Source organism: Acidicapsa dinghuensis (genome assembly GCF_025685685.1).
In the GTDB taxonomy this organism is placed as follows: Bacteria; Acidobacteriota; Terriglobia; order Terriglobales; family Acidobacteriaceae; genus Acidicapsa; species Acidicapsa dinghuensis.
Genome location: NZ_JAGSYH010000005.1, coordinates 674,960 through 694,975 on the forward strand (window position 1 = coordinate 674,960; position 20,016 = coordinate 694,975).

The window sequence follows — 20,016 nt, forward strand, 5'->3', positions numbered from 1 at the left end:
CCATGAACTCCTTTCGCAACCTGTCCGTGTCTCGCAAATTCCTTCTGACCTTCGGCGCCATCTGCGGCCTGTGCCTCTGCCTCGGAGCATTCATCTTCTCCACCTTTCGCAATGTGGAATCAAAATGCGCCGGCGTCAGCGACGATTCCATGCCCTCGGTGCTCGCCCTCTCAGGCATCCGCGGGGAACTGAACACCTGGCGTCGCCAGGACATCAATCTCCTGCTCTGTCAGGATGCGGCATGCACCAGCCGCAATACCGCCAGCAGAAGCGCCGCGCTGCAGAAATATCAGGAAGATGTTCAGGCCTACGCCAGGCTGGTGAGCAGTCCTGCGGAGCGCGAAGCGTTCGAGAAATTTGAGGCTGCCGTCGCGCAATATGAGGCCATGAGCAACAAGGGGCTCGCTTCGCTTCAGGCCGGCAAGGCAAGCGATGCCTTCGACACGATCGGTTCTGACAATGCAACCGCCGTTTTTCAGACTGTCCTCACTGCCGTCGATGCGGATTTTGACCTGAATGCCAAACTGGGAACTGAAGGCGCTCACAGCGCGGTCGAGTCGTCCGCCAGAGCGCAATGGATTACCGTTGGGATCGTCACGGCCATCGCTCTGTTGTGCGCCATGATCGGCTTCTTCCTCACACGGATCATCGCCACTCCTCTGCGCGCTGCAACCGCGGCTCTGGAGCAGGTGGCGGAAAGAGACCTGACCGTTTCCGTCGATTTCGAAGCTGCCGACGAAATCGGCCGTCTTTGCTCAGCGTTGAATACGAGCGTTGCCGCCATGCGCTCGGTTCTCGGCACCGTCGCCCAGGGAGCGCAGAATCTATCCGCAGCCACCGTTCAGATGAGTGCCCGTTCTCTCGAAGCCAACGGCAATGCGCAATCCCAATCGGACAAAACGAATCAGATCGCAGCCGCAGCGCAGGAGATGACCGCCACCATTGGCGAGATCAGCCACAACGCGGAAAATGCCGCACTGGCCAGTCGCACCTCCGCCACAAAGGCCACAGAGGGCGGACAGGTGATGCAGGCCGCGGCTCTCACCATGGAGAAAATCTCCGCTGCCACCAGTTCCGTTGCCGAGCGCATGACCAAGCTTGCAGCGCGCTCTGAAGAGATCGGCAAAGTAGTCACCGTCATTCAGGACATCAGCGAGCAAACCAATCTGCTCGCCCTTAACGCAGCCATCGAGGCTGCCCGCGCTGGCGAACATGGCCGCGGTTTCGCAGTCGTCGCCGGCGAAGTGCGCCGCCTGGCCGAGCGCACCCGCAGCGCCACCGAAGAGATCTCCGGCACCATCCGCAGCATTCAGGACGAAACGCGCCACACTCTCGACATGATGGAGCAGAGCCATACGGCGGTTGATAGCGGTATCAACGAAACCAGCCGCGCTCGCCAGAGCCTCGAAGCCATCATCGATTCGGCACGCAATGTGGAACACATGATCAACCTCATTGCCACCGCAGCCACCGAACAGACCTCAGCCGCCGGAGAAATCTCCGAATCCGCCACCCACATCTCTCAACTTGCCATCGAAAATTCGCATGCTGCCGAGGAAACTGCCGACGGATGCAAGCAGCTCTCGGTTCTGGCCAACGAACTCGATGGCATCATCCGTCAATTCCGTCTCGCGCAGGAAAATCAGGCGGGCGCAAATCTCAGCATGCGGTCCGGCGCTGCTCCAATCCATTCGCTCCGCACAGCCTGACCCGGTTTGTCAAAACAGAAGCCAGGAGCGAAACCGTTTGCATGCGCGCTGCATCCTCAACTATGTGAATTCTGTGAAACACGCGCAAATCCTGTTTCGCCTCCTGACTCCTAGCTGCCCTGCATGTGTTAGCCTCCGGGAGTGGAGGGTTACTGAGGCGCAAAGCCGCCACCACGCGCCTCAATCCTCGTATCGCTGGGAGAAGAACGCATGAGCGCCAAGTATGACCTGATCGTGATCGGCTCCGGACCTTCCGGGCAGCGCGCCGCGGTAGCCGCTTCCAAGCTCAAGAAAAAAGTTGCCATCATCGAATCCCGTTCCGTTGTCGGCGGCGTCTGCGTCAACACCGGAACCATTCCATCCAAGACCATGCGCGAGGCCGTACTGCATCTCTCCGGGTACAACTACCGGAACGTGTACGGCATGAATTACCGGGTCAAGGAAAAGATCACCATGGCCGACCTGGCCTTCAGGGTTCAGGGCGTCATCAAGACCGAAATCGACGTCACAGAAGCTCAGTTGTCACGCAACGGCATCGATGTCATCCACGGCATTGCTCACTTCCTCACCCCTGAGAGCATTCGTGTCGAGGGACCTGAAACCGACACCACACTCGAAGCCAGCCGTATCGTCATCGCCGTCGGTACGCGCCCAGCAACTTCGCCGCAGGTTCCCATCAACGGCCGCACCATCATCAACAGCGACCAGATCATGGATCTGCCCAAACTGCCGCGAACCCTGATCATCGTAGGCGGCGGCGTCATTGGCGTCGAATACACTTGCATGTTTGCTGTGCTCGGCGTTCGCTGTACCGTCATCGAAAAACGCGGCAAGCTGCTCGAGTTCTGCGATCAGGAGATCGTCGAAACGCTCAGCTATCACCTGCGCGACAGCCGCGTGACCATGCGTCTTGGCGAGGAGCTCGAAAGCGTTGAAGAGCTTCCCGACGGGACCGTAGTTGCCAACCTCAAGAGCCACAAGAAGGTTTCAGGCGACGCACTGTTATACGCAGTAGGCCGTCAGGGCAACGTCGACGATCTCAAGCTCGAGAATGCGGGCCTTCAGGCTGACTCCCGCGGCCGCATTCCTGTCGATGAAAACTTCCAGACCACCGTGCCTAACATCTACGCGGTAGGCGATGTCATCGGCTTTCCGTCTCTCGCTTCTGTTTCCATGGAGCAGGGAAGAATCTCCGTCGCCCGTGCCTTCGAGGACATGCACACTGTCTCGAATCCCAGCTTTTACCCCTACGGCATCTACACCATTCCGGAGATCAGCTTCATCGGTAAAACCGAAGAGCAGCTCACCGAAGAGGATGTTCCCTACGAAGTCGGAATGGCGTACTACCGTGAAGTGGCTCGCGGCCAGATTCGTGGCGATACCACCGGCCGCCTCAAGCTCATCTTCCATCGCGATACACGCAAGGTGCTTGGCGTGCACATCATCGGCGAAGGAGCCAGTGAGCTGGTGCACATCGGCCAGGCCGTTATGACTCTCGACGGTACCGTGGATTATTTCATCGAGACCGTCTTCAACTATCCCACGCTGGCCGAGTGCTACAAGGTTGCAGCGTTCAATGGACTCGGCAGGCTGCACCGCTACCAGTAGACGTAATCCCTGCGCGTCCATCAGGAGCGTTCTCGACGTTGGCTCATTCGACATACAAAGCGGTACTATCGTCAGCATCGAACCGGAGACCCCGATGACTACAGCAATTGGCGTAGTGATGACCGAACACATCGTAGCCGGACGCCTTACCGGCTCGCTCGGTCAACAGAAGTTAGAAGGCGAGATCCTGCGCTATCCCTCCGATCCCCTCGAATCTGAAGCTCTGATCGGTTTGCCTGCCGGTGAACTTTATGAGGTTCTGGCCAGTGAAATCGCGCCTCTCGCTGCCGCAGCCAACGAGCCAGTGTCCGCCATCGGCGTGGCTGTACCGGGCATCGTGCGTAATGGAGTGGTTGAGGACTCACCCAACCTGCAGCAAATCAAGGGTGTCCGCATGGCCGAGGCTCTCGGTGAGGTGCTTGTGTCCAAAGGCATCAAGGCATCGGTACACGTTTTGAACGACGCCGACGCTGTCGCCGCGGGTCTTGTAGGCACGGGCGGTCACCTCGATCGCCTCATCCGCGTCTGGACTCTCGGCAACGGCATCGGCTACGGCCGCTGGCCTCAATCCGATGGCGTCTGGGAGGGCGGGCACACTGTCGTCACCCTCGACCCCAAAGAACGCTACTGCGGCTGCGGCGGTACAGGCCATCTTGAAGGCATCATGGGCAACCGCGCCATGCGCCTGCGCTTCCTCGACCTCGAGCCCGAAGAAATCTTTACCCTCGCTAAGCAGGGTGACGCTCGCTGCCGCGAATTCGTCGATTTGTGGCACAGAGCTCTTGCAGCCGCCACGGCATCGATGATTCATCTCGGTGGGCCTGGCAAGTTCTATTACACAGGCCTGAATATCCGCTTCCTTGAACTGCCCATCCTGCGCAGCTTCCTTGAGCCCATGGTCCGGATGAGCCCGCTGCTAAGCTATTCCCTCGAAGTCCTTCCGCCCGATGATTCGATTAGCATCCTCGGCGCCGGCGTCGCTGCTCTACGCGCGCAAAGCTGGTAAGGAACTCCACGCAAAACAGAAGCGGCAGAGGCCTGGCCTCTGCCGCTTCTGTTTGTAGATCTGGTTTCGACTTAATACTTGCGCTGATAGGTCTTCGTCATCCGGTCGTGCCAGCCGAGATGATCCTTATCCCATAGCGCCCACATCAAGCCCAGTCCCGCTGGCAATATGCTCGTCAGCATCGCCGGAATCCGCTTCCGCATCTGTGCCGGTGTCGGATTGTCATCCTCAAAAGTGCACAGCGCAATGCGCGCATATCGCATCCCCGGCGTACCTTCTTCCGCATAGCTCAGAAACAGAAGCTGATAAACCTGCGCAAAGACCAGCCAGCCGCAGATCGCCGCAATCATCGCAAACTTCCCAGATGGAGGATGCGCTGTGGCCGAGATCACCACCATCGATGCTGCCAGAAACGCCAGCGTCACCAGCGCTCCATCGACAATCAGCGCCAGCAGCCTGTCGCTCCAGCTGGCCACCATCAGCTCATACTCAGGCAAAGCCACTACGGCGTTTCGAATGCGGCTTTCGGGCGCAACATTCTCTGCTGGTCGAGCGGCCTTCTGCTGCGTCAGCGGCAGTTCCTCAACCGCTACCGCCGCTGCTCCAGCCGAAAGTTCATAAGCCGTGCTGATCTCCGGCATACGCGTGTAGACGTACCCTGGATGCGCCTCAACGTGCGCAAATTGTTCATACCCTTGTTCGGGATGATCCAGCTCAATCGAAGCCCATTCTGGTGGTGCCACTGCTTCCGCAACTACTACCACGGGAACTTCCATCTGTGGCTCAATGTCAAAGATGTTCAACTGCGGATCTTCGTGTTCAGGATCGTACAGCGGTCCCTCAGCGCGCCGCGGTCGCGCCTTGCGCGTTGCCACCAGTTCTCTAGGAAATTCGATCAGATTCGCCGGCAGATGTTGCACCGGCTCGATGGTTGCATGCGAAACCGCGTCTCCCGTCCTATATTCATCGAATGGCTCATCCGTGAACAGCTCCTTCTCAACCGGCTCATTACCCCGCCGGTAGTAGTGCTGTTCCTCCCGTCGATAATTAAGCTCCGGGTCGGGCTGCACCCGCATATCTGTCCAGACGTCCGCAACCGGCTCAGGCACTGCTTCGACAACCGGCACGGCATCTTCCCACCGGGATTGCGCTCCAGACCATGGAGTCAGCCGTGGGCTTTCCTGTTCCACACGAGTCTGTTCCATTCGAAGCTGGGCCGGTGGCTGATCCTGCCAGCGTGACGATGCCGCAGCCTGCTGCGGCTGCGTGTCAACGGATTCAAGCCCTGCGAGCACTGCCTGCGCCGCCGCATGGGCGCTCCGCGCTGCTTCTGCCGCTGCACCAGCAGCCCGCACTGCTGCGTCCGCGCCGGCCAGCACCTGCTGATAGCTAGGGGCCTTCGCATACCGCGCGGCAACACGCGCCGCAGCCTCCGCCGCGCGCCCTGTCGTCGGTCGCGCCGCGTTGTTTGTTTGTGCGTTCGCATCCTGTGATTCAGGCTTGCGGTTGCGGTGCGCAGCCAGCCGCTGATTCACTTCCTGCTTCCATGCAGGCTCCGCTCCACGAGCTTTCGCGGCCTGCGCGTCAAACTCATCAAAGTGCGGCTGGATTTGCTGTTGGTGGGCTGTCGCCGATTTGCTCAAAACCTGTTTCCCTTCTTTGGCAGCGCATGCGCTGCTACTGCTCGCCGGTACTCACCCGCTTCTACTCGGGCACCCGGACATTCCTGGCATCGAAGAGAAGAAATCACAGAGAAAACAGGATGGGCCAAAACACTCCTTATCATGCGAGTTCGGTCACGCGTGACCGCAGCGCAGTGTGAGAGAGCCGGCTTTTCTTTGCAGCCAGAGCAGTGCAAGTTGCGTCTCATCTAAGTACCACCCAACTGCTTTGCTATGCTGGGCTAGGACTCGGTGAAGCGTTCTTGCTATTTCCTGTGTATCACGCTGCTAATGCTCTGTCATGAGCAGAGTCAGGCGCAGGTGTTGACTAACACGTTACCTGTCGCGGGTACCTCGACCGAGGCCGCAACTCAGGCCGCGTCAACAGCTTCCAATTCACCCCAGGTGCCGGACGATCCCAGCCAGCAGCTTCTACCCATCGCTCGTCCTGAACCGCTTCCTCAGACTGGTACGCCCATCCGTTGGGAAGCCCGCGAGCAGACCCACGCCGGCGAAATATCCACGCTCAACGGCGACGTTGTCGTCTACTACAAAAATTACGTTTTGCACGCCGACAAGGTCGTGTACGACCATTCCACTGACACCGTCACCGCCGAGGGGCACCTCCAGTTGCAGGGAGGCTCCAGCGATATCGTTCTCACAGCCTCGCACGGCGAAATTCACGTTCACGACAACACCGCCGCTTTCTACGACGTCACCGGTACCCTCGGTGTCCGTCACATGGGACGCACCACCATCTACAGCACTCCCGATCCTTTCATCTTCACTGGCCGCATCCTCCTTCAGACAGGCGAAAACGCCTATCGCATCGTCGATGGCTCCATGACTTCCTGCCGTCTTCCCCATCCGGACTGGCGGTTGATCTCTCGTTCCATTGAGGTGGCGAACAACAAAGCCACCACGCGCAACACCTTTTTCGAGTTCTGGCGTGTCCCGCTCGCCTACCTGCCTTTTTTACGACGCAATCTCGATGAAACCGGCCGCGAATCGGGTCTCATGTTCGACGGCGCGGAAGACTCCGGAGTCAAAGGCCTCGTCTTCGGCGAGCAATATTACTGGGCGATCAACCGCAGCATGGATATGCTCATGGGCGCTCAATACTGGAGCAAGCGCGGCTACGCACCCAATGGCAATTTCCGCTACCGCGGTCCTGGCCTCGACGCCTTCACCGCACGCTGGGACGGCCTCATCGATCGCGGCATTCACGAAACGCTTCCGGGCCAGACCACCCCGCAGCTCGTCAATCAGGGCGGTGCCGATGTCCTCGTCTTTGGCCGCAAATATTTCGGCCCCGAAACACGCGTCTCAGGCTCCGTCGAATATCTCTCCAGTTACATCTATCGACTTGCCTTCGATGAAAATCTGGCACAGGCAACCAGCTCTCAGGTGCAGAGCGATCTTGAATTCACGCACAACCACAACGGCTACGTGCCAGCTTTCGTGATGGAGCGATTCCAGACCTTTGCCGGCATCTCAGCTAACTCCAATACACCGGTGGTTGATGTCCCCGAAGCTCGCATCCTGCACCTGCCGATGATCCGCTTCGATGCAGTGGACCGTCCTCTGCCGGTTGGTCTCGCCCAACATCCGTTCTACTGGGGCCTCTCTTCATCGGTAGGCGACATGGACCGCGCCGAGCCGCAGTTCCATGCCCGCAACGTGGGACGTGTCGACATCTATCCACATATCGAGTGGCCGTTGCACCTCGGCGACTGGAACGTTCTGCCTGAATTTGCGGTCCGGTCGACCGAATATTCCGGCAGTCAGACCCCGGACCTCACCGGCGCAAATTCCGGCATCCCTTCCGTGCAGCATAACGGTCTTAACCGCTCCGATGTCGAATTCTCCCTCGATATCCGTCCTCCGGCGCTTGAACGTGATTACAACTTGCCCGGCATGCACCGTCAGCTTCGTCATGTCATCGAGCCAGACATCTTTTATCGCTACGTCACCGGCATCCACAATGCGCCAGACGTGCTGCAGTTCGATACTTCCGATATCGCGACCAATACAAACGAAGCTGGCTTCTCCTTAGTTCAACGTCTCTATATGCGCGATACGCAGGCCAAACCCTGCGAGGCCACGGAAGACAATGATTCGCAGTCATCCGCCAACCAGCCCGTTCCCAATCTCGACTCCCTCGGCGAGGAAGTCGGCGGCCCGCCTGCCCGCGTCCGCAACGACGGTGCGGAAACCCCAACCTGCCAGCCGCAGGCCCGCGAATGGGCGAGCTGGCAGATCGCACAGAAGTTCTTCATCGATCCCAATTTCGGCGGTGCCCTCATTCCCAACCGCCGCAACGTCTTCGATTCCACGCTCGATCTGACCGGTATCTCCTACCTAACCGGGCCGCGAAATATTGCTCCCCTAGTTTCGCGCATGCGCTTTGAAGCCGTCGATAACCTCCGCATCGAGTGGGATCTTGACTACGACACCATCGCTGGCCGCTTCAGCGCCGACAATCTCTTTGCCGGATACAGCTTTGGCCGCACGACCATCGGCCTCAGCCACGCCCTGCTCAACGCCGCCGATGAAAGCGGCAGCTCCGCCTCCGTCATCCAGACCCAGCTCGTGCAGCCATTCCTGTATTTCGGTAAACCTTCCGATCCAGGCCTCAGCGTCGGCCTCACCGGCAGCTACAACTTCACCAGCAGCTCTCTCCAGTACGGCGGCGCAGAGGCTATCTACAACTGGAACTGCTGCGGATTGCAGTTCGGCTATCGTCGCATTGAGCTGGGCTCATCACGCGACGAGCCCGAGTGGCTGTGGGGATTCACTCTTGCCGGTATCGGCACCGCCGGTGACATTCATCGTTCCAATTCCATTTTCCCCACGCCGGCTATGCTCAAGCTGATGTATTGAGCGTTCCACTTTGCGGGCCGGATCGTGACACAATCGCCGAGGTCTGCTGCAACAAGCTCGCACGATGCAGCAGACCTCGAAATATCTCTCCACTACTTGAAATAGGAAAGAACAAAATGAAAGCCCTTCCCGGCGTTATATACAAAACCCGTACCGTTGCTCTTTAGTACATGGCTGTTTTCAGCCTGCAGAAATCCGCAGAGCTTGTCGCCTCGCGATAGCGAATCGGTCGCGGCATCATAGTGCTCCTTGCTCATCGGCACCCCTTTACGCACCATCTCCTTATTCATCTGTCCGACGACCGTAACCGCACAACGATCTGAGCCAGTGGGACTGGATGACAGGAACCGAGTAAAGTGCGGCCTATAGTCGGTTTGTCCTGGATCGTAGCTGCGAAAAGATGCTGATTCGTGAATCGAAGGACCCGTCTGAGAAGGAAGCGGTTTTCCGTCGCTCGCCATAAGTACTCTCCTTTAGATCGATATGCCCCGAAGTTATGCTCCGGTTCGTGCAAAATCCTCACTGCACAATCGGGCACGCACGAGTATATAGCTCACAATCTACTTAGAGATGAGGAACGCAATTACTTTAGTTATGGAGCTACCGCAGCCGCGACCGCACATCCTCGCGCACCAGGTAGAAGAAGAACAGCAGATTCAGAAACCCCTGGATCGCACCTGCCGCTTGCTTCTGCTCCAGAAACAGCCACACGTTGTAGGTCATCAGCAGAAAGCATGCCGAGATCGTCAGCGCCCATGCCCAGCGAAACAGCCGAAGCAGCCCAAAAGCGGCAACAACAAAGACGGGCATCAGGACGATCATCATCCACGGCAGATGTTTACCAACAACGCCAAACGCAACAGTTGCTGCCAGCACCAGCATGTAGAGCGCGATCGCCACCATGCCCGGCAGCGGAATCTTCTTCGCGCTGCTATCTATCGTTTCCGGATTCTTGTCTTCCAGCTCTTTACTCATAACGTGTGCAGATAGGCCAGCAGATACGGCATGTCCTCATCCTTCATCGGTACCGGCTCCATCATTCCGTGCCCATGCAGAATCGTTGCAGTCAGCCGTTCATCTGTCGGTGGTGCTCCCGAGGGCATCGACTTCACCTTGGTGATCGCCTGCAATCCCGGCCCGTGTAACCCGCGTGTCGTTGTGGGATAGTGGCATCGCGCACATTTTGTCTGAAAGACCTGTGCGCCTCTGGCCTCTTCTGGCGTAAACAGCTTCGGATCTTTCGACGGCGGCAGAGGCTTGCAACCCGATAGCGCCCCCGCCATTGCAAATACGCTGAGAGCAACCCCGCAGACCATCAGGCCTGTCCCAATTTTTCTTCGCATGGTCTGCAAGAACATCTGTTTCGATGATAGCTTGCGCCACTCGTACACATCTCATCGCAACCCGTCACTCCGCCGCCGCAATCGCCTCGCATATCCGGTCAATCGCGTGAATCTCAGCCTCACTTCCCGGCAGATGTCCATTCACCAGGATCGAAAACGCCACAGTCTTTCCACTCTTCGCCGTCAGATACCCCGAGAGCGCATTCACCTCCATCAACGTTCCCGTCTTCGCAAACAATCTCCCCTTGAGCGACGAATTCTCAAAGCGATGCCCCAGCGTCCCATCCACACCCGCAATGGGGAAAGTCGCCTTCCACGCTTCGCCCCACGACTGCCGTGCCGCATACGTCAGCAGCGTTGTGTAGGCCCGTGGCGCAATCAGGTCGTTCGCGCTCATACCTGATCCATCGAAGAAATAAAAATCATCCTGATCAACACCGGCCTCGCGCAAAAACTGCCTCACCACCCATGTCCCGCCCGCAAGACTGCCGCCCTCTTCAGCCGTATGCGGAGCTTGCGGACCCGACTCCGGCGCAAGCAGCCGTCCCAACAGCCTCAGCAGCAGCTCAGCATGCAGGTTCTGGCTCACCTTGTCGGTCATCGTCAGATCTTCCGCCATGGGAATCGACACATGGCTTGCCAGCACTCTGCGCCCCTCCAACGGAGCCTCCACAGTCGTCAACGACAGCGGCGTAAGCTGTGCTGTCTGCGCTGCGTCAAACTGCGGCTCCGTCGTCTCAAAGCGATGCCGCGCCCGCGCCGTGCCCGCCACTGTAATGCCACGCGCCGTCAGCATCGCCAGCAATGACCGCGCCGCGTACTCCGCCGGATCGTCTATCGCGATCGAAGCACGAAAACCCTCCGCTGGTGCCGTTCCCCACACCCGCACCACGCGCGATCCAAGTGCTCGATCCATCCCCGGCCCCATACCCGGAGCAGCCTTTACTCCCGGTGCCGCCAGCACCATCGTTCCCTGCAGCATGTAATACGGCGTATCCGGAGCCCAGGAAGCCTGCGCACCCAACGCCGTGGAAGCCGGCGTTGCAGGAGCCGCTCCTTGCGCACCAGTACCCGCACCATTCACGGGCGTCTCCGCGACAGGCGACAGCATCTGCAGCTTCACTGTGTTGTCATTCACCGTCAACGCCGACGCCGGAGCGCCATCGCTCCACATCAGGTCTTCCCAGCTCCATCCAGTCCCATACGGCTCGCTCAAAAAGAACGTGTCGTCGCCCACAATATCGCCCGCTACGCTCTTGATCCCCTGCGCCTTGATCTGGTCCGCCATCGCCTCCAGTGCAGCCAGCGGATCGGGCTTCGGCGTCTCTGCCGCTGAAGTTACTGGCTTGTTCCGGTCCGGCGCCGCATACGGATACTTCCTTCCGCTGATCGTTGGATCGCCCGCACCCAGCAGCACCAGATCCCCATGCAGCACGCCCGTGGCATCCACCGTCCCGCTCGTCACCAGGTTCGTCGTCCACGTCAGCCTGTCCACTGGCAGCATGGCAAACGCCGTTGCCGTCGCCAGCAGCTTCGCATTGGAAGCCGGGATAAAAAGCTGCGCATCGTTCAGCCCGTACAGCCTCTGCCCATCAATCGCAGTCACGCTGATGCCAAAATGCGCATGCTGCAGCGCAGGCTCGGCCAGCACCGCATCGATCGCCTCGGCAATCCTGGGAGCCGCAGAGCGTGCATGCTTATGCGCCGCATAAATCGGCACTGGAGCCAGCCCGGCAAAGCAGCTCACTCCAGCCGCAATCCATAACGCCGTTGATCGAACAGGTCGGAAACCGCGAAACCGGAAATCGCGCATACGGGAAGAAATACAAAAGCCCATGCAGGACATGGGCCGAGTGTATTACACAGATTTGATCCCGCCGCTCTCGGGGAAGGGAACTAGAACTGGTGACGAGCGCGCGCCATCATAGCCCGCACCCAAAGCGTGCCGAAGATCGCGGCAGCAATCACCAGAACGATAATCGACGACGGCAATCCTACATACAAATAGCTATCCGCATAATTCACATGGTGATGCAGCATCTGGTTCCAGATCAGCAGCCCGAAGATGCCCACCCCGGTCATCAACCAAAACGTAAGTACTCCAGAGCTCACCGTCAGCAGCAGGCTGGTAAACAGGCCAAATCCCTCCAGCGGGAAGCCTAAAAATCGCTTGGAATTTCCGCCACCGGTATTCCCAGCCAGTCCATCCTCGTTCCAGGTCGCGCCTTTACTCGTCATTCCACCCTCCCGCCGTGCGCACAGCGCGCACGAGCCGCCGCTCCGCTTTAGTATAAGGAGTTGTGTCCACCCAAGTACAAAGCACGTCTCAGTCTTCCGCGGATCCGTCCAGCCAGGTCCTCCCTCCAGGTCCCTGGTCAGCGGATAAGGTAGCAGCCAATATCCCCGCTCTCCAGGCTCCAAACGGCGTCCACTACGCCGCCTGGGGCGAAGTGCGCGTTCCTCAGCCAGAGCTTGAGCGTCTCGTCGGTGCAGTACCCGGCGCGCTGGCCCCGGCGCTCGGCAAGCGCTATTACTATTTCGTTCCCCTCATCATGGTCGAGGGCGACCACTCCATCGCCGCGCCCAACTATTCCGTCGAACTCGGCGACCGCGCCGTCTGCCATCGCAACGTCTCCCTCGGCTCTATCGAAGCCGTATTCATCTCCACGCGCCTCGTCGAAGACCGCTTCGGTTTAGCCTTCGAATTCTTCATCAACGTCGCCCACAACTTCGTCGATGCCGTGGGCGTCCCTGAAAGCTTCGCCGATCTCACCTGGTCGCAGGCCCAATCCGGCGTCCGTGGCGAAACCAGCCAGGACGCCTGGGAGGCCCGCCGCCGCGCTGTCGAACCCATCACCAGCAGCGATGGCAAGCCGGCGCCGCCTGACGAGCGCGCCCGCAAAAACTACGAAGAATCAGCCTTTTCCGACACTCTCGCTATCTACATGCTCTCGCTGGCCCTCGACTTTGACTACCACGACCTGCGCGAGCGCGAATACCCGCTCCTCGCCGCACCGGCACTGGCGGAGCGTCTGCGTCACGTCGCCTCGCTTTTCCCGGCCAACGATGGCTACGAGTTCCAGATCCTCTACCGGCGCAAAGGCTAAAGTTCACGCTTTGCGCCCTGCAGCCGATATCCGCATCCAATGGGGTATAGGAATTGCTCCCAATATTCCCGGTTCGGCGTATACTGGGAGCACTCAGAAGGGACGAACTATGATCCAGGGCGTACAGAACACATAATTCCGCTGGAACCGCATCCGTTGCGGATGCGCGTTCGCGATCTCTTTTGCCAACCCGCCGCTCACTGCTGAGCGGGCGAATTCATACATAGTTTCCGCTTTAGATTCAGAATCTTACCGCGCATCTCCGCGTCGCAGATTTCCTCTGTCACCATTCCGCCATCCGCTGCTTTGATTTTCTTTCCGTGCAGCAGCGGATAGATGTCTCCCGATTCCTTGTCGTAATCGCCATCCACATCTTCCTGCGGAACAAACCCCAGCTCGGCCGCTTCACTCAACCGGGCCAGCGCTGCTTCGCACTCCTGCCTACGCGTGCCTGCGTCTAGTACTGCCAGTCGCGCATGCACACAAGCCAGGTTGTACAGCGTCCCGCAGCGAAACTCAGGAACTGGCTGCGTCTCCCAGTTCTGGTGAGAAAGCCCCTGCTCCAGGACCCGTACTGCCCTCCTGAGCTGCGCCGTCAGCGCAGCCTCGTCAGTGAGGTAGTTGTAATACACACCGATCACTGCCAGATTGTGATACCCGCGGATCTGGTCCGGATGCTGCTCGATGCTCGTCTCAAACGCCGTCTTCGCCCCTGCCAGGTCCCCATCATCCGCAGGTGTCTGTCCCGCCGGAAATCGGGCGGCAGCCACCTTCGCCTTGTGTCGTTCCAGGCGCACATTGCCCAGCACATTCAAAAGCTGGAACTGCTTATCGGCCGCAGTCTTTCTTCTGGCAATTTCCAGCAGATGCTCCGCCCGCTCCAGATCGTCCAGCGATCCATAACCCAGGCTCTTCTCATAGATGAACTTTGACCAGTAGAACTGCGCAAGCTGCCGCGCCTGGTCGGCAAAAACCGCCGGCGGATCGTTCTGCCCGGCAATCTCATACGCCAGCGCCCGGTCGACCGCAAGTATCTCCTGCCGCTCGCCAAGATCGATTCGCTCATAGAATTTCCGTCGCTGGTCAAATCCATCCGCCGAATTCTTCACCAGTGAAAATCGCGCGATCCGGTTTTGAAGTGCGCTGAATGCATGCGCCCGATCCTTCTCAAACAGCGGGTAGTGCGTCACAACCTGTTGTTCAAGCTCCTCCAGCCGTTGCACCCGCGAGTTTGCTTCCTGATCGAGATCTTTCATCGCCGACTGAAATTCCTCGTTCAGATGCGCAAGCGCATCCTGCGACTTCTCGTTAGAAGTCGTCTCAAAGTCAGTCAGCGCCTTGCTCGACTTAGTCTCCAGGTTCTCCAGAGCTCGCGTCGATTCCAGCTCAAGCTGCTTGATCGCGCTCTCCGCCTGCTTCTGAAAGTTCTGCGCGTTAAATCCCGCCGCGATTCCTTGCACCACCGTAAACAGTCCCGCCGAAGCCAGAATCAGCGTCAAGATCCAGCGAAAGTCGTTGAGCTTTGTTTCCAACGCGCTCAGGTCAAGGGGCTTCGAGCCGTCAGCCGCATTTGCCGCAGCCGGCGAGACATTGACTTGCACCGGAGATCCCTGCGTCGTACGCCTCACAATGTAGCTTCGATTGCCGCCGACCGTCGGCTCAGACGCACTACTCGCGCCCTGCGAAGCTGTTGTTTGCGCAGCCGGTTGCTGCGCCTTGGCAATTACCTCGTCCGATAGGGCCGCAAATTGAAAGATCTGGAAGACGCCAATTGTCGTCAGCACCAGCGTCGCCGCCAGATAGACAAACGGCGCTATCCGCATCGTGGCGCTCGAACTGATACGCAGCCGGACCTTTGCTGGAGAGTTGCCGGGCAAACTACACCTCGCCAGTGAATGCAAACCTCTGGGAAACGCGTCCGACTATAGCACATGCAAGCTGCGCCCACACGGACTTTCGCGTCTCAACCTGGTCTGCTCAACGTTCTCCGCTGGTTCTAGCTGCCTTGAAAGACCACCCGTCCCTCGCTGATCGTCCACCGCACCTTCCCGCGCATCGTCCACCCGTCAAACGGCGTGTTCTTCGACTTCGATTTCGAATCCTTCGCGCGAAAAGCCCACTCCGCTTTCGGATCGAAAATCACCACGTCGGCAAAACTGCCCACCGTCAGCGTCCCGCGCCCGCGGAAACCAAGCAGCGCCGCTGGCTGCGCGCTTAACAGGCTCAGCACCCGGCCCAGCGGCAGCTTCCATTCGCCATGCAGCCACTTCAAGCTCAGTCCCAGCGCGGTTTCGAGGCCCGTAATGCCATTCGGAGCCCGCTCAAACTCCACTTCCTTCTCAAATGCGGCATGTGGCGCATGATCCGTAGCAATCGCGTCCACCACGCCATCCAGAATGCCCTGAATCATCGCATCCCGGTCCGCCTCCGACCGCAGCGGCGGATTCATCTTCGCATGCGTGTCGTACGCCGCCACGTGCTCTTCCGTCAGCAGAAAATGATGCGGAGCCACCTCGCACGTTACTCGCAGCCCATTGCGCCGCGCCTGCCGCACCGCTGCCACAGCCTGAGCTGTCGAGGTATGCGCCACGTGTAAATGCGGCGAATGCCCGCCACGTCCCTTGCCGTTGGCCGACAACTCCGTCACCAGCCGGATATCGCGCTCCACCAGCCCATACTCCGCCGCTGGAGGCATGCCGCGCAGCCCCAGCCGGAAAGCTGTCGGGCCGTAATTCATGCTGCAACCGCCCGTCATGCGTGTATCCTCCGCATGCTGCACCACGCTCAGCCCCGCGCGTGTCGCCTGGATCAGCACCTCGCGCATGGTCCCGTCCTTCAGGATCGGGTGTCCATCGTCCGTTACCGCGACTGCACCCGCGGCCTTCAGTGCCGGAAAATCATTCAGCACCTCGCCCTTCAGCCCGCGCGTTGCCGCCCCAATCGGAAACACCCGCACCGATGCCCCACGCTCTGGAGCCTGCATCCACCGCGTAATCTCCGGCGAATCGTTTGTTGGCACAGTGTTCGGCATCGCCGCCACAGCCGTAAATCCACCCGCAGCGGCCGCCGCAGTTCCGGTAGCAATCGTCTCCTTATGCCCCTGTCCCGGTTCACGCAGATGCACATGAATATCGATCAATCCCGGCGCAACGGTCAGTCCGGTGGCGTCGATGACTTCGAACGTCTCGGCTCCATTTGATCCGCCGCCGTTCGTCCCGTTACCCGCTTTGCTTTTACCGTTCTTGACCTTTTCAAGGCTCGTCTTTCCCGGATCGGTAACTTCCGAGACCCGTCCATCCCGCAGCACCAGGTCCTTGCGGCTTTCCACACCAGCCGCCGGATCGATCAGATGTCCACCGCGAATCAGAATAGTGCTCGCGCTCATGCCTTCACCCCCGCCGTGAGCGCCCGTTCCACCAGCGCCATCCGAATCGCCACTCCATGCCGTACCTGCTCCAGAATCGCCGACTGCGGCCCATCTGCCACCTCGCCCGTCAACTCCAGCCCGCGAATGATCGGCCCCGGATGCATCACCAGCGCCTTCGGCGCATGAGCCGCCAGCAGCGCCTCCGTTAACTGGTACTTTGCCTTGTACTCCTCAAGATCAAGCTGCAAGCCGGCCAGCCGCTCTGCCTGAATGCGCAGCATCATCACCACCTGCGCTTGCTCTAGAGCCTTATGAAAATCCCGCTCGATCTCAACTCCCGGTCCCGCTTCAGTCGCCAGATCCGGCAGCAATTCTTTCGGCCCGCACAGCACCACCCGAGCACCTAGCTTCGGCAGCAGCAGCGCATTGCTCCGCGCCACGCGACTGTGCAGAATGTCGCCTGTAATCGCTACCGTTACGCCTGCCAGCGTGTCCGCTGTCACGGTCTCTGCACCGCCGCGCAAGTGCGCCAGCATCGTGCGCAGATCCAGCAGCGCCTGCGAGGGATGCTCATGCATCCCATCGCCCGCATTCAGTACCGGCAGCTTCGTCTCTCGTTCCAGCAGCCACGGAGCGCCCGATGAGTTATGCCGCAGAATGATCGCTTCCGCACCCAGCGCGCGCAGCGTCAGCCCCGTATCCTTCAGCGTTTCGCCCTTCTCGATACTCGATGACAAACTTGAAACCAGCGTCGTATCCGCGCCCAGCCCCTTCGCGGCAAGCTCAAAACTGGTGCGTGTCCGCGTTGACGACTCGTAGAAAAGTAGCGCGATCCGCCGCTTCGCCAACCGCTTCGCGCGCTCCAGCGGGTCTTCGTGCTCCAGCGCCGTCGCCCGAGTCAGAATGTGGCTCACGCTCTCCGGCGTTAGCGAAGTGACCGATAGCAGCGATCCGGTTGAATACGTCGACGAAACCGGAAAAGACGGCGTGGGCACACGAACAGGACCAACCACGCGGGCGTGAGCAGAAGGATTCATTGGCATACGGTTTTACAAACAGGCCATCATACAGCGTCCGGCTCCAGTGCTACCGTTCGGCTCTGGAAATCCGAAATTTTACTTTTCGTAGAAAGCGGAACACCGGTTACGACTGGGCTTCGTTTTCAGCGCTCACCAGCGAAGCCCGCAGTGAATAATCCGTAGTTAATAAACTGCTCAGTCTACCCGCTCGACCAGCAGCACCTGCTCGTCGTTATCCACTTCGCGGAACTTTACTTCAATAATCTCGCGGCTGCTCGTCGGTACATGCTTGCCGACATACGTTGCCTCAATCGGCAGTTCCCGGTGCCCACGGTCAATCAGCACCGCAAGCTGCACACAGCTCGGCCTTCCATGCGCAAACAGGGCATCCAGCGCCGCGCGAATGGTCCGGCCCGTGTACAGCACATCATCGCACAAAACCACATGGCGCGCGTTCACATCAAAGCCGATTTCGCCCTCGCTTACCACGGGCCGCACATCGTGAGTGCTCAAATCATCGCGATAAAACTGAATATCCAGCACGCCCGTCTGGATGGGCTTCTTCACAATTGTCCCGATCAGGCTCGCCAGCCGCTCCGCCAGCGGAATACCCCGCCGCTTGATGCCGACCAGTGTGATCGAGTCATTTCCGTCAGTCTTTTCGACAATCTGGTGTGCCAGCCGGACCAGCGTCCGCTCAATCTCCGAGGCTGACATCAGCCGGCCCTTTTCGCGCAGTTGTGCTTGCTTCGCTTCGCTCATAAAGCTCTCTCGCTATGCAGACTTCGCTCTATTGTAGGGCCTCAGCCCCGCGCGCTCCGATATCCCATTATGTTATTGCTGGATTCGAAAACTACTCAGGATATACTGCGCGGTCGGCGCGGCTGCGTCAGAAACCGTGCTCCCAGAGCTCCGCCAGCCATCGCCATCAGCACCAGAAATGCGGCGATTAACGCATATCCGCCCACAATCGACCCAGCCCGCGCCTCCGGCGTGCTGATAAATCCACTCAGCATGTGAATGTATGAAGTTACGTCCGCAGAAGACTCTCCCGATTGCAATAACAATCGCTGTTCCAGTTGCAGCCAGTTTTGAATCTGCGAGTTCCACAGCGAATCGATCTGGCCGCCCTCGTGGAACTGGAAGCGAACCATCCATAGACCAACGGCATGTATGCAAATCGCCAGCCAGCTGCCAATCAGTCCGGTAATCAGCCCAATGCGCGCGCCCACCCCGGAGGAAATCCATGCAACGTGCGTGCGCTTGGAGTAAAGGCTCACCGCCCACACCGCTGCACCGGCCATCCAGAACAGGCTTAGCAGCGACCCGCCCGGGGCCAGGCACATCAGTCCCGCTGGAATTGCCAGCAGGAGCGAAGCCTTCATCGCATCGCGCCACACAATGTTGTGCACACCCTGCGATCCAGGCGGATAAAACGGCGGTGGCTCGCCTCCCGTAGCCGGCGTTGCACTCTCCGGAGAAAATGTAAGCTGCGGCAACCCGCACGACGGGCAATACCTGTCGTCCTCCCGCAACGATTCATGACAACGCTGGCACGTAGCTTCCAAACAAACCTTCTTACTCTTGAAGCTAAACCGTCAGACCAAAACGGAGCAATCCTGTACAGTACACCGTTGCTGTGAACTACTCCTTATCTCCATCGTTTCCTACATTGGCCGGCAGGTCCAACAAAACCAGCGAAAACCGCGTCTTGCCATTCTTCGGGTCTTCCAGTCCCACAATGTGCTGATGCCGTTTTGATCCAGCCTTCAACTGCAGTCCCGAAGCAAGATCCTTCTCATTGAACTTCACGTTGTTATGCTTGCCGTCATCCGCGCATGTCAGGCCATCGCTCGTCGCTGCCGGGGTCCCCACAGGAGAATTGCCCTGGCAAGTGATTACATCGCCGTAGCGTCCCAGCGCCTTCTTGTAAAACGCCATCACCTTGTCCTGGCTGTCCGGCGTCTGATAGCTAACCGCCTTCACGCGAAGCTGCCAGTCGCCAAAGCCAAGGTGCACATTGGCCGACTTGTGCCCATCATCGTCCGTGATGGTCGAAGCCCCCGGATACACCGGCAAACCCAGATCAGCGGCCGTCGTCTGATCAGTGTCCACGTGCACCCCGCCAAACGGCGTATCGATCTGTACTTTCTTTTCTTTACCGTTCGCGTCCTTATCCACGCTCACCCGGAAGCAGCCAGTTAAACCCAGGCAAATCACTGTAGCCGTTATCCATCCCGCCTTCGCCATTCCGTATCGCATCCCGCTGCTCCTCTCGATCCTTATGAAGTCCTTACGTCAATTCGTAGCTAT

The 20,016-nt window shown here is 59.1% G+C and carries 17 protein-coding genes; 5 read left to right on the forward strand and 12 right to left on the reverse strand.

Annotation, left to right across the window (positions count from 1 at the left end; all coding sequences use genetic code 11):
• The first annotated feature begins 2 nt into the window (after nt 1-2).
• From OHL22_RS17570 to OHL22_RS17580, 3 genes are all read left to right on the forward strand, one after another.
• Nucleotides 3-1,709 carry a methyl-accepting chemotaxis protein gene (locus tag OHL22_RS17570; RefSeq protein WP_263340181.1) on the forward strand — a complete coding sequence of 569 codons (1,707 nt, stop codon included), beginning with the start codon at nt 3-5 and terminating at the stop codon, nt 1,707-1,709.
• 210 nt (nt 1,710-1,919) lie between these two features.
• A complete protein-coding gene (sthA, locus tag OHL22_RS17575) occupies nt 1,920-3,317 on the forward strand; it encodes a Si-specific NAD(P)(+) transhydrogenase (protein WP_263340183.1) in 1,398 nt (465 codons plus the stop codon).
• A gap of 94 nt (nt 3,318-3,411) precedes the next feature.
• Nucleotides 3,412-4,323: an ROK family protein gene (locus tag OHL22_RS17580; protein WP_263340186.1), complete on the forward strand. Its 912-nt coding sequence runs from the start codon at nt 3,412-3,414 to the stop codon at nt 4,321-4,323.
• Between the two features lie 71 nt (nt 4,324-4,394).
• On the opposite strand, the gene OHL22_RS17585 is transcribed toward OHL22_RS17580, so the two are convergent.
• Entirely contained in the window at nt 4,395-5,966 is a 1,572-nt protein-coding gene (locus tag OHL22_RS17585) for an RDD family protein (protein ID WP_263340188.1), read from the reverse strand.
• A gap of 342 nt (nt 5,967-6,308) precedes the next feature.
• On the opposite strand from OHL22_RS17585, the gene OHL22_RS17590 reads away from it, so the two are divergent.
• Entirely contained in the window at nt 6,309-8,867 is a 2,559-nt protein-coding gene (locus tag OHL22_RS17590) for an LPS-assembly protein LptD (protein WP_263340191.1), read from the forward strand.
• Nucleotides 8,868-8,959: 92 nt separating this feature from the next.
• Here OHL22_RS17590 and OHL22_RS17595 read toward each other — a convergent pair whose 3' ends face one another.
• The 5 genes from OHL22_RS17595 to OHL22_RS17615 all read right to left on the reverse strand — a co-directional run bounded on the left by OHL22_RS17595 (nt 8,960) and on the right by OHL22_RS17615 (nt 12,448).
• On the reverse strand, nt 8,960-9,328 hold the full coding sequence (locus OHL22_RS17595) for a hypothetical protein (RefSeq protein ID WP_263340194.1): 369 nt from the start codon (nt 9,326-9,328) through the stop codon (nt 8,960-8,962).
• Between the two features lie 139 nt (nt 9,329-9,467).
• Nucleotides 9,468-9,842, reverse strand: a complete 375-nt coding sequence (locus OHL22_RS17600; protein WP_263340196.1) for a hypothetical protein — start codon at nt 9,840-9,842, stop codon at nt 9,468-9,470.
• Nucleotides 9,839-10,210: a c-type cytochrome gene (locus OHL22_RS17605; protein ID WP_263340198.1), complete on the reverse strand. Its 372-nt coding sequence runs from the start codon at nt 10,208-10,210 to the stop codon at nt 9,839-9,841. Before OHL22_RS17605 ends, OHL22_RS17600 begins: the two co-directional genes overlap by 4 nt.
• Nucleotides 10,211-10,274: 64 nt before the next feature.
• Nucleotides 10,275-11,957 (reverse strand): D-alanyl-D-alanine carboxypeptidase/D-alanyl-D-alanine endopeptidase, encoded by a 1,683-nt coding sequence (gene dacB, locus OHL22_RS17610; protein WP_263340200.1) that lies wholly within the window; start codon nt 11,955-11,957, stop codon nt 10,275-10,277.
• Nucleotides 11,958-12,106: 149 nt separating this feature from the next.
• Nucleotides 12,107-12,448, reverse strand: coding sequence for a hypothetical protein (locus tag OHL22_RS17615; RefSeq protein ID WP_263340202.1), 342 nt, complete (start codon nt 12,446-12,448; stop codon nt 12,107-12,109).
• Between the two features lie 62 nt (nt 12,449-12,510).
• Between OHL22_RS17615 and OHL22_RS17620 the strand changes: the two genes are divergently transcribed.
• Nucleotides 12,511-13,317, forward strand: a complete 807-nt coding sequence (locus OHL22_RS17620) for a hypothetical protein (protein WP_263340205.1) — start codon at nt 12,511-12,513, stop codon at nt 13,315-13,317.
• A gap of 197 nt (nt 13,318-13,514) precedes the next feature.
• Here OHL22_RS17620 and OHL22_RS17625 read toward each other — a convergent pair whose 3' ends face one another.
• The 6 genes from OHL22_RS17625 to OHL22_RS17650 form a co-directional block, all read right to left on the reverse strand.
• Nucleotides 13,515-15,194, reverse strand: a complete 1,680-nt coding sequence (locus tag OHL22_RS17625; protein WP_263340208.1) for a hypothetical protein — start codon at nt 15,192-15,194, stop codon at nt 13,515-13,517.
• 119 nt (nt 15,195-15,313) lie between these two features.
• Nucleotides 15,314-16,702, reverse strand: coding sequence for a dihydroorotase (locus OHL22_RS17630; RefSeq protein ID WP_263340211.1), 1,389 nt, complete (start codon nt 16,700-16,702; stop codon nt 15,314-15,316).
• On the reverse strand, nt 16,699-17,721 hold the full coding sequence (locus OHL22_RS17635) for an aspartate carbamoyltransferase catalytic subunit (RefSeq protein WP_263340215.1): 1,023 nt from the start codon (nt 17,719-17,721) through the stop codon (nt 16,699-16,701). The genes OHL22_RS17630 and OHL22_RS17635 overlap by 4 nt, the downstream gene beginning before the upstream one ends.
• Before the next feature lie 177 nt (nt 17,722-17,898).
• Nucleotides 17,899-18,465 (reverse strand): bifunctional pyr operon transcriptional regulator/uracil phosphoribosyltransferase PyrR, encoded by a 567-nt coding sequence (gene pyrR / locus OHL22_RS17640; protein WP_263340217.1) that lies wholly within the window; start codon nt 18,463-18,465, stop codon nt 17,899-17,901.
• 95 nt (nt 18,466-18,560) lie between these two features.
• Entirely contained in the window at nt 18,561-19,271 is a 711-nt protein-coding gene (locus OHL22_RS17645; RefSeq protein ID WP_263340219.1) for a zinc ribbon domain-containing protein, read from the reverse strand.
• A 76-nt stretch (nt 19,272-19,347) separates the two neighbouring features.
• Nucleotides 19,348-19,965, reverse strand: coding sequence for a hypothetical protein (locus tag OHL22_RS17650; protein ID WP_263340220.1), 618 nt, complete (start codon nt 19,963-19,965; stop codon nt 19,348-19,350).
• Nucleotides 19,966-20,016: the final 51 nt, after the last annotated feature.

Excerpts from the sequence above, each read along its gene's own strand:
- OHL22_RS17570 (WP_263340181.1), top strand. The coding sequence starts at position 3 with ATGAACTCCTTTCGCAACCTGTCCGTGTCTCGCAAATTCCTTCTGACC.
- sthA (WP_263340183.1), top strand. The coding sequence starts at position 1,920 with ATGAGCGCCAAGTATGACCTGATCGTGATCGGCTCCGGACCTTCCGGG.
- OHL22_RS17580 (WP_263340186.1), top strand. The coding sequence starts at position 3,412 with ATGACTACAGCAATTGGCGTAGTGATGACCGAACACATCGTAGCCGGA.
- OHL22_RS17595 (WP_263340194.1), bottom strand. The coding sequence starts at position 9,328 with ATGGCGAGCGACGGAAAACCGCTTCCTTCTCAGACGGGTCCTTCGATT.
- OHL22_RS17600 (WP_263340196.1), bottom strand. The coding sequence starts at position 9,842 with ATGAGTAAAGAGCTGGAAGACAAGAATCCGGAAACGATAGATAGCAGC.
- OHL22_RS17605 (WP_263340198.1), bottom strand. The coding sequence starts at position 10,210 with ATGCGAAGAAAAATTGGGACAGGCCTGATGGTCTGCGGGGTTGCTCTC.
- OHL22_RS17615 (WP_263340202.1), bottom strand. The coding sequence starts at position 12,448 with ATGACGAGTAAAGGCGCGACCTGGAACGAGGATGGACTGGCTGGGAAT.
- OHL22_RS17630 (WP_263340211.1), bottom strand. The coding sequence starts at position 16,702 with ATGAGCGCGAGCACTATTCTGATTCGCGGTGGACATCTGATCGATCCG.
- OHL22_RS17635 (WP_263340215.1), bottom strand. The coding sequence starts at position 17,721 with ATGAATCCTTCTGCTCACGCCCGCGTGGTTGGTCCTGTTCGTGTGCCC.
- pyrR (WP_263340217.1), bottom strand. The coding sequence starts at position 18,465 with ATGAGCGAAGCGAAGCAAGCACAACTGCGCGAAAAGGGCCGGCTGATG.
- OHL22_RS17650 (WP_263340220.1), bottom strand. The coding sequence starts at position 19,965 with ATGCGATACGGAATGGCGAAGGCGGGATGGATAACGGCTACAGTGATT.